Origin of the sequence: Geodermatophilus chilensis (genome assembly GCF_002802985.1) — a bacterium.
GTDB classification, from domain to species: Bacteria; Actinomycetota; Actinomycetes; order Mycobacteriales; family Geodermatophilaceae; genus Geodermatophilus; species Geodermatophilus chilensis.
The window spans coordinates 1-8,332 of sequence record NZ_NVPT01000199.1 but is presented as its reverse complement, the minus strand read 5'-3'; the positions used below and the strand labels follow the sequence as shown (position 1 = coordinate 8,332).

General features: G+C 76.1%; 7 protein-coding genes. 3 read left to right on the top strand and 4 right to left on the bottom strand.

The annotated features are described in order from the left end of the window. From CNO22_RS23590 to CNO22_RS23575, 4 genes are all read right to left on the bottom strand, one after another. A partial coding sequence (locus CNO22_RS23590) for an ATP-binding cassette domain-containing protein (RefSeq protein ID WP_157937090.1) occupies positions 1-256 on the bottom strand: 256 nt, incomplete at its 3' end. Further along, positions 253-1,056: an ABC transporter permease gene (locus CNO22_RS23585; protein WP_100501699.1), complete on the bottom strand. Its 804-nt coding sequence runs from the start codon at positions 1,054-1,056 to the stop codon at positions 253-255. The genes CNO22_RS23590 and CNO22_RS23585, both read right to left, overlap by 4 nt. Before the next feature lie 49 nt (positions 1,057-1,105). Then, positions 1,106-1,888 (bottom strand): molybdate ABC transporter substrate-binding protein, encoded by a 783-nt coding sequence (gene modA, locus CNO22_RS23580; RefSeq protein ID WP_100501698.1) that lies wholly within the window; start codon positions 1,886-1,888, stop codon positions 1,106-1,108. Between the two features lie 108 nt (positions 1,889-1,996). Then, positions 1,997-2,389, bottom strand: coding sequence for a TOBE domain-containing protein (locus tag CNO22_RS23575; protein ID WP_100501697.1), 393 nt, complete (start codon positions 2,387-2,389; stop codon positions 1,997-1,999). A gap of 171 nt (positions 2,390-2,560) precedes the next feature. On the opposite strand from CNO22_RS23575, the gene CNO22_RS23570 reads away from it, so the two are divergent. From CNO22_RS23570 to CNO22_RS23560, 3 genes are all read left to right on the top strand, one after another. Then, positions 2,561-4,888: a putative bifunctional diguanylate cyclase/phosphodiesterase gene (locus CNO22_RS23570; RefSeq protein ID WP_100501696.1), complete on the top strand. Its 2,328-nt coding sequence runs from the start codon at positions 2,561-2,563 to the stop codon at positions 4,886-4,888. 77 nt (positions 4,889-4,965) lie between these two features. After that, positions 4,966-6,192, top strand: a complete 1,227-nt coding sequence (locus tag CNO22_RS23565; protein ID WP_157937089.1) for a DUF2786 domain-containing protein — start codon at positions 4,966-4,968, stop codon at positions 6,190-6,192. Positions 6,193-6,797: 605 nt separating this feature from the next. Then, a partial coding sequence (locus CNO22_RS23560; RefSeq protein ID WP_232807295.1) for an HNH endonuclease signature motif containing protein occupies positions 6,798-8,332 on the top strand: 1,535 nt, incomplete at its 3' end.

Sequence of the window (8,332 nt, the reverse complement as noted above, 5' to 3'; positions counted from 1 at the left end):
TGCCGAGGCGGCGCTCGTGGGCGGGGACGTGCACGCCGGCGGGGACGTCGTCCCACGCGTCGTGGCCCAGTCCCGCCCGCCCCACGACGACCCGGCCGTCGTCGGGCGGCAGCAGGCCGGCGAGCACGCGCAGCAGCGTGGACTTGCCGGCGCCGTTGGGCCCGAGGACGGCGAGCACCTCGCCGTCGGCCACCTCCAGGCCGAGCTCGACGGTCAGCGGGCCGCGGTCGACCCGGACGTCGGCGAGGAGGCTCACCGGACCGCTCGCGTGAGCCAGCGGTCGCGCAACAGCAACAGCGTGGCGACGGAGACGACGAGCAGCACGAGGGAGAGCACGATCGCCGCGTCGGGGTCCTGCTGGAGCGCGAGGTAGACCGCGAGCGGCATCGTCTGCGTCGTCCCCGGGAAGTTGCCGGCGAAGGTGATGGTGGCGCCGAACTCGCCGAGCGCGCGGGCCCAGCAGAGCACCGCGCCGGCGGCGATGCCCGGCGCGACCAGGGGCAGGGTGACCCGGCGGAACGTCGTCCACCGGTCGGCGCCGAGGGTGGCTGCGGCGTCCTCGAAGCGGGCGTCGGCGGCCCGCAGCGCGCCCTCGACGCTGATGACCAGGAACGGCATCGCCACGAAGGTCTCGGCGATGACGACCGCGGCGGTGGTGAACGGGATGGTCACGTCGAGGGTCTGGTCCAGCCAGCGCCCGACGATGCCCTGCCGGCCCAGCACGAGGAACAGCGCGACGCCGCCGACGACCGGGGGCAGCACGAGCGGCACGGTGACCAGGGCGCGCAGCACCGACCGGCCGCGCGCGCGGGAGCGGGCGAGCACCCAGGCCAGCGGGACGCCGAGGACGAGGGAGAGCCCGGTGGCGGCCGTCGCCGAGACCAGGCTCAGCCGCAGCGCGTGCCCGACCGCCGGGCTCGTCAGCTGGGATGCCAGCTCGCCCCAGGGCGCCCGGATGACCAGGCCGGCCAGCGGCAGGACGAGGAAGGCGACGGCGAGGACGGCCGGGACCAGCAGCGGGACCGGGACGCCGGGTTCCGCTCTGCGCCTCACCATGCCCACGGTCCGCTCCCGCGCGGCGGAGCGGCCAGGTCAGCAGAGCCGCTCACGGAACCCGGAAGCCGGCGTCGGCCAGCGCCTGCCGCCCCTCGTCGGACCGCACCAGCTCGACGAACGCGGCCGCCGCCTCCGGGTTCGGGGCGTCGGCGAGCGCCGCGATCGGGTAGTCGTTGGGCCGCTGCTCGGCCTCCGGCACGTCGATGCCCTCGACGGCGTCCCCGGCCGCGGTGACGTCGGTCGTGTAGACCAGCGCGGCGTCCACCTCGCCGAGCTCGACCTTGGTCAGCGCGGCCCGCACGTCCTCCTCGAGCGTGTCGGGCGCGGCGGTCACGCCGGCGGCGGCGAGCACGTCCTCGGCGGCGGCACCGCACGGCACCTGCGGCGCGCAGACGGCGATGGCCAGCTCCTCCCGCGCGAGGTCGGCCAGCCCGGTGACGCCGGCCGGGTTGCCCGCCGGGACGGCGATCTGCAGCACGTTGGCGGCGAAGACCTGCGGCTCGCCGGCGGCCAGACCGGCGTCGCTGACGACGGCCATCTGCGCCTCGTTCGCGCTGGCGAAGACGTCGGCGGGGGCGCCCTGGCTGATCTGCGTGGCGAGGGCGGAGCTGCCGGCGAAGCTCACCTGCACGTCCAGGCCCGGGTGGTCGGCCTCGAGCCGCTCGCCGAGGTCGGTGAAGACGTCGGTGAGCGAGGCGGCGGCGAAGACCGTGACCGTGCCGCCGAGCTCGGCGGAGCCCGACCCCGCCGCGACCGCGCCGTCGTCCGCCGACCCGCCGCAGCCGGCGAGGAGCAGCAGGAGCGCGGTTCCGAGCGGGGCACGCCTGGCCACGGGACCTCCCTACGGCGGGCCACCGCGGTCCGCGCCTGCGGGACGATAACCGCTCGGCAACCGCATGTGCGACTACCCGATCGGGCAGGAGTCCGCTCCTGCGGTCGATCAGGGGACGTCGACGCTGACCTGGGTGGCCTTGACCGTCGCGACGGCACGGACGCCGACGTCCAACCCGAGCTCGTCGGCCGCCTCGCGCGACATCAGGGAGACGAGCCGGAACGGTCCGGCCTGGATCTCCACCTGCGCCATCACGGTGTCGCGGACGACGCGGGTCACGATGCCGGTCAGCCGGTTCCGCGCCGAGGAGCCGCGGGTCGCCCCGGGCTCGGGGGCCTCGTGCAGCTGCGTGGCGAGCCGGGCGAGGTCGGCGCCGGCCACGTGCGCGGGACCCCCGCCGTCCCGGGAGGCCGGCAGCCGGCCGCTGTCGATCCAGCGGCGCACCGTGTCGTCGCTGACGCCGAGCAGGCTCGCGGCCTCGGCGATCCGGTAGGCCGGCACGGTCCGACCCTAGCCCGGGCGGACCGTCGTCCGGGACCGTGGACGGCGCTGCAGTCCGCACCCGCCACCCGCTGGTCGACGGTGGAGCGCGTCGAGCGGGGGTAGGGCTCTGGCCTGGGCCGAGGTGAGCAGCAGCCGGTGCCCGTCGCGAGAGCAGGAGGACGGGAGCGCATGCGCCGGTGGCGGGGTCCGTTGATCGTCTCGGTGGTGTACCTGGTGCTCTGGCTGGGCCTGGACGCCCTCGCCAGCGTCTTCCAGGCCCGCCAGGAGGTGTCGCTCTGGTATCCCCCGACCGGCCTGAGCTTCGCCCTGCTGCTCGTGTTCGGGCTGCGCTACGCCCCGCTCCTGCTGCTGACCGACCCGCTGCACGGACTGGTGGTGAGCAGCCCGGAGGTCAGCTGGGTCAGCGTCTGGCTCGGTGGTGTGGTCGGCACCGTCGTCTACACGACCGTGGCCTGGTTGCTGCTCCGGCGGCTCCGGATCGACCCCCGCCTCCCGGGCCAGCGGGACGTCGTCTGGCTGCTCGGGCTGGCCGCCGTCGCCGGGCCGTTCGTCGTCGCCGTCGTCCAGGTCCTGCAGTACACCGTCACCGGGCTGCTGAGCTGGGGCGAGCTGTTCCGGGGGGTGCTCGGCTTCTGGTCCGGCCGGGCCACGGGCGTCGGGGTGCTGACGCCCGCGCTGCTCGTCGCGAGCCGGCGGGTGCCCGCGCTGTGGCGTGACCGTCCGGCGCTCCCCGGCCCGCTCGGGGTCGGGCGCGGGCCGGAGCACCCGTCCTGGCCGAACCGGGTCCGGCCACGGTGGCTCGGCCGGCTCGCCGCCCGCGTGCTGGACCAGCGCCTGGAGCCGGTCGGGCAGGCCGCGCTGCTGCTCGCCACGCTGTACCTGGCCTACGGCGAGCCGGCGGTCGGCGGGTTGGACCTGGCCTACCTGGTGTACGTGCCGCTGATCTGGATCGCCGTCCGCGGCGGGCTGCCCTGGGTGGCGTTCGCCGTCCTCGTCGCCAACGCCGTCGCCGTGGCCCTCGTCGGTCGGGACGTCGTGGAGAGCCCGCTGCGACTGCAGCTCGGCCTGGTGACCCTCACCCTGGCCGGGCTGACCCTCGGCGCGCTGGTCACCGGGCGGCAGGCCAGCATTGCGGCCGCCGAGCACGCGGCGGCCCACGACTCGCTCACCGGGCTGGCCAACCGGGTGCTGCTGATGGACCGTCTGGAGGCCGCGGCGCACCGGGCCGAGCGCAGTCCCGACACCCGGTTCGCGGTGCTCTACTGCGACCTCGACGGCTTCAAGGGGGTCAACGACCAGCTCGGGCACGATGCCGGCGACGAGCTGCTCGTGGCGGTCGCGCGCCGGCTGGAGCGGGCGGTGCGCCCCGGCGACCTGGTCAGCCGCCTCGGCGGGGACGAGCTGGCCGTCCTGCTCGACGGCGTGACCGGCGTCGAGGAGGCGGCGGGCGTGGCCGAGCGGCTGCTCGCCGCGCTGGCCGAGCCGTGTGCCCTCGACGGCCGGGAGGTCGTCGTCACGGGCAGCATCGGGGTGGCGGTCGCCGACGCCGAGGGGCTGGCGGGACCGCGGCTGCGCGGAGAGCGGGCGGGCCTGACCGGCTCGGACGAGGACGGGCACGCCGAGGAGGTCCTCCGCGCGGCCGACCTGGCCCTGCAGCGGGCCAAGGCGACCGGGGGCAACCGGTACGAGGTGTTCAACGAACCGCTGCGCCGGCAGTCCCGGGACCGGCTGGGGGTGCGGACCGCGCTGCGCCGGGCGGTCGCAGCCGGAGCGGTGACCGTCGCCTACCAGCCGATCGTGCGGGTGGCCGACGGCCGGCTCTCGGCGGTGGAGACGCTCGCCCGGTGGCACGACGCCGAGCGCGGGGACGTGCCGGCGGCGGAGTTCATCGCCGTGGCCGAGGAGACCGGGCTGATCCACGACCTCGGCATGCAGGTGCTCGAGCAGGCCTGCACCCAGGCGATGCGGTGGCGGCGGGCCTTCGGGCCCACCTCGACCCCGCGTGTGGCGGTCAACGTCTCGACCCGTCAGCTGCTCCCCGCGGACTTCGCTCCCCGGGTGCTCGCGCTGCTCGACCGCGTCGGGCTGCCCGCGGACGCCCTCGAGCTCGAGATGACCGAGTCCTGCGCGATGGAGCCGGGGGCACGGGCGGCCCTGGAGCGCTTCACCGCCGCGGGCGTCACGCTCGCCGTGGACGACTTCGGCACCGGCTACTCCAGCTTCGCGGCGCTGCGCGAGCGGACGCCGCAGTCGTTCAAGCTCGACCGCTCCTTCGTCGCGCGACTGCCCGACGACCGCCCGACCGACGCGATCGTCTCCGCCGTGCTCGCGCTCGCCGGGAACCTCGGCGCCACCGTCACCGCCGAGGGCGTGGAGACCGAGGAGCAGCTCCAGCGCCTGCGGGAGCTGGGGTGCCCGCAGGTCCAGGGGTTCCTCCTGGGCCGCCCGGCGACCGCGGAGCAGATCGAGCGGGACTGGCTTGACCGTCCGAGGTGACCGGAGCCTGTGGACGACGACCGGCCGTCCACAGCTCCTCCCCGGCGCCGCCCGCCGGTCGGGGGAGCATCCCGGGCATGGCTGCGACGACCGCTCACGATGCCCGGCTCCGGGAACTGTTGCTGGAACGCGTCTGGTTCACGGAGAGCCCCTCCCTCGCCGCCACGGTCGCAGGGCTCGCCTCGACCGATCCCTCCGTCGACGACGGCCGGCACACGACCCGGCTGCTGCTCGACGCGCTGTCGCGCACGTGGGAGAGGGGATGGCAGCCGGCCGACGTCGTCCACTCGGTGCGCCGCCGGCTCCCCGCCCGGTCGGCACGGCTGGTGGAGGCGCTGGTCGCCGAGGACGCGCGGGTCGACGACGCCACCTCCCGCGCGCCCGACGTGTGGGTGGACCAGCTGCGCGAACTGGGCGCCCTGACGCCCGGGGACCCCGCGGTCGTGGCCGCCTGGCACCGCGCGGAGGGTCGGCCGGCCGAGGAGTCGTGGCGCGCGGTCCTGCTGCTCGCCGGCGTGCTGCGCTGCCTCCCCCCGATCGACCACCTGGTCCCGCCGCCGTCCCGGTGGGGTGCGGGAGCGCGGCGTCCGACGGTGGCGTCCGCGCCGGACGACGCGCGCGTGCTCCGGCGGATCCGCGCCCTGCTGGCCAAGGCCGAGTCGACCGAGTACCCGGACGAGGCCGAGGCGCTCACCGCCAAGGCGCAGGAGCTGATGACCCGGCACGCGGTGGACACGGTGCTCCTGGACGCCGGCGCCGGAGCGCCGCCCCGCGCCGACGCCGCCACCCGCCGGGTGCACGTCGACGACCCGTACGTACGGGCCAAGATGCAGCTCCTGGGTACGGTCGCCGACGCCAACGGCGTCCGGTTGGTCTGGTACCAGAGCCTCGGCATCGCGAACCTGATCGGCGTGGCCGCCGACCTCGACGCCGTCGAGCTGCTGTTCACCTCGCTGCTGCTGCAGGTCGGACAGGCGCTCGGGGCCGCCGAGCGGGCGGCGGGACGGCGGTCGGCCTCCCGCTCGTTCCGCCGGGCGTTCCTGCTGGGCTACGCCGGCCGTATCGGCGAGCGGCTGACGAGCGCCCGCGAGCGGGCGACCAGAGCCGCGGTGGCGGAGCAGGGCGTCGACCTGCTGCCTGTGCTGCGCTCGCGCCAGGAGGCGGTCGACGACGCGTTCACCGAGCTGTTCCCGCGCGTGCGCAGCACCCGGAGCCGTTCCTCGATGGACGCCGGGGGCTGGTGGGCCGGCCGCGCGGCCGCCGAGTCCGCCGACGTCGGGTCGCGGCGCTCGTCCCTGCGCTGAGGCCACGACGTGCCCGTGGCAACGTCTCCCTGGGGACGTCTTCGCGGGAACGTCTCCGCGGGAACGCCTCTGCAGCCGCGCCTCATCGCCGGCGCCCGGCCACCTGGTATTCGCGTGGTCTGCTCTCGCGAGGGGTACGGCCGTCACGTCTCCGCGGGAACGCCTCGCACCCGCGCTCCGGACGGCGGGGGCCGCCCGTATGGCGCGTCCCCGCGGGAACGCCGTGCCGCGGCGTTCCACGTGGAACCCCCAGCCCTCCGGTTCCCGCCGCAGCCTGCCCCGTCCGCACTCTCCCCCACTCAGCACCCCCGTCGACCGCCGCCCTTCGCGGACGGTCTCGCGGAGACGTCCCGAGGGAACGGCCAGGCCGGTCGAACTGCCACGACCCGCGGTCAGATCAACCCGAGCCCCTCCAACTGATCACCGGCATCCGTCGCTGGCCAGCGGTTTCTGTCAGTGGCTGCTCCTATCCTCCGAACACCTGATCGAGGAGGAGGCGCCGTGCCCGAGCCGAGCAGCACACCCCACCCCTCCGGCAGCCCACTGCCGGAACTGGCCGCGGCGATCACCGCCGGCGCCGTCCGACTGGCCGCCGCGACGGCAGCGTGGCTGCGCTCGTCGCCGAGTTCGACGAGCGAGGCGGCTGGCACGGCTGGGGCATCCGGTCGTGCGCTCAGTGGCTGTCGTGGCAGTGCGGCCTGGCGCCGGGCGCGGCGAGGGAGCACGTCCGCGTGGCCCGGGCCCTGCGGTCCCTGCCGCTCATCGACGCCGCCTTCGCCGAGGGGCGGCTCTCGTACTCCAAGGTGCGGGCACTCACTCGGATCGCCGAGCCCGACACCGAGCAGTCGCTGCTCGACCTGGCCGTCGAGACGACGGCCGCCCAGCTCGAGCGCTTCGTCCGCTCCTGGCGCCGTGCCGACCGCGCGAACGACGGCGACGGCGTGTCCGACCGGACCGAGGCACGGCAGTCCTTCGAGTACTCGTGGGACGACGACGGGATGCTCGTCATGCGGCTGCGCATGCGACCCGAGCCCGGCATGGACCTGATCACCGCCGTCGAGTCCGTCGCCGAGCGCGAGGCCCGACGCGAACGCGCGCAGAACGCCCGCGCCCGTGCGGCGAACCGGGCTCCGGGCACCGACTGGAGGGAGCGGGAGGAGCTCGACCGCCGGTGCGCGGACGACGACGCGCTGGCCGGGCTGGCCCACGAGCGCGCCACCGCCCGCCGGCTGGACGCCCTCGCCTCCCTGGCCCGCGCCGGCGTCGACCACGACCGGCGGGCCGGGGACCCGCCCCGCCGCGAGGTGGTGCTGCACGTCGACGCCGAGGTCCTCGCCGACGACGCCGCTGCCGGCCGGGCGCACCTCGAGGGCGGCCCCCCCGTGACTCCGGCCCTGGCGCGGCGGGTGCTCTGCGACGCCACCGTCGTCGCCATGCTGGAGCGCGGCCGCGAACCCCTCGCCCTCGGCCGGAGGCGGCGGCGCGCCAGCAAGGCCCAGCGGCGGGCACTGCTCCGCCGGGACGGTGGCTGTGCCCGGCCGGGCTGTCCCGAGACGCGGATCGAGCGGCTGCACGCCCACCACCTGCGCCACTGGCACTTCGGCGGACGCACCGACCTGGACAACCTCGTCCTGCTCTGCGATGCCGACCACGGCCTGGTCCACGACCTCGACCTGGTGGTGGCCTACGTCGACGGGCGACTGGTCGTCACGGCACCCGACGGCCGCCACGTCTGGGGCACCGCCGACGCCGCCTTCCGCGGGGGCCTGGCCGGGCTGGACGACGGTCCGACCGCCCGCGACGCCGACGCGCGCGGCACCGACACCTCCGCCGTCGGCACGCCTCAGCCGACCACCGCCGATCCGTTCACGGGCGTGCACCCGATCGACACCGAGACCGGCCGGCGTCCCGTGCCACCGCGCGACGGCAGCCCCGGAACGGGACCGCACCCGGCCCCGCGGAGGCCGCATGCGGCGACAGGGCGGCGGGGACGGCGGTCCGGGAGCCGGCCGAGGGGCGTCTCGACACGCCCGGTCCCCACATCCCATACTGGTCGACGCACGGGGCCTCCGCGGGGCTGGGTGTCATACCATCATACCCATTGCCTCGGCGCCGCTACCGTACGTCACATGTGCTGCCG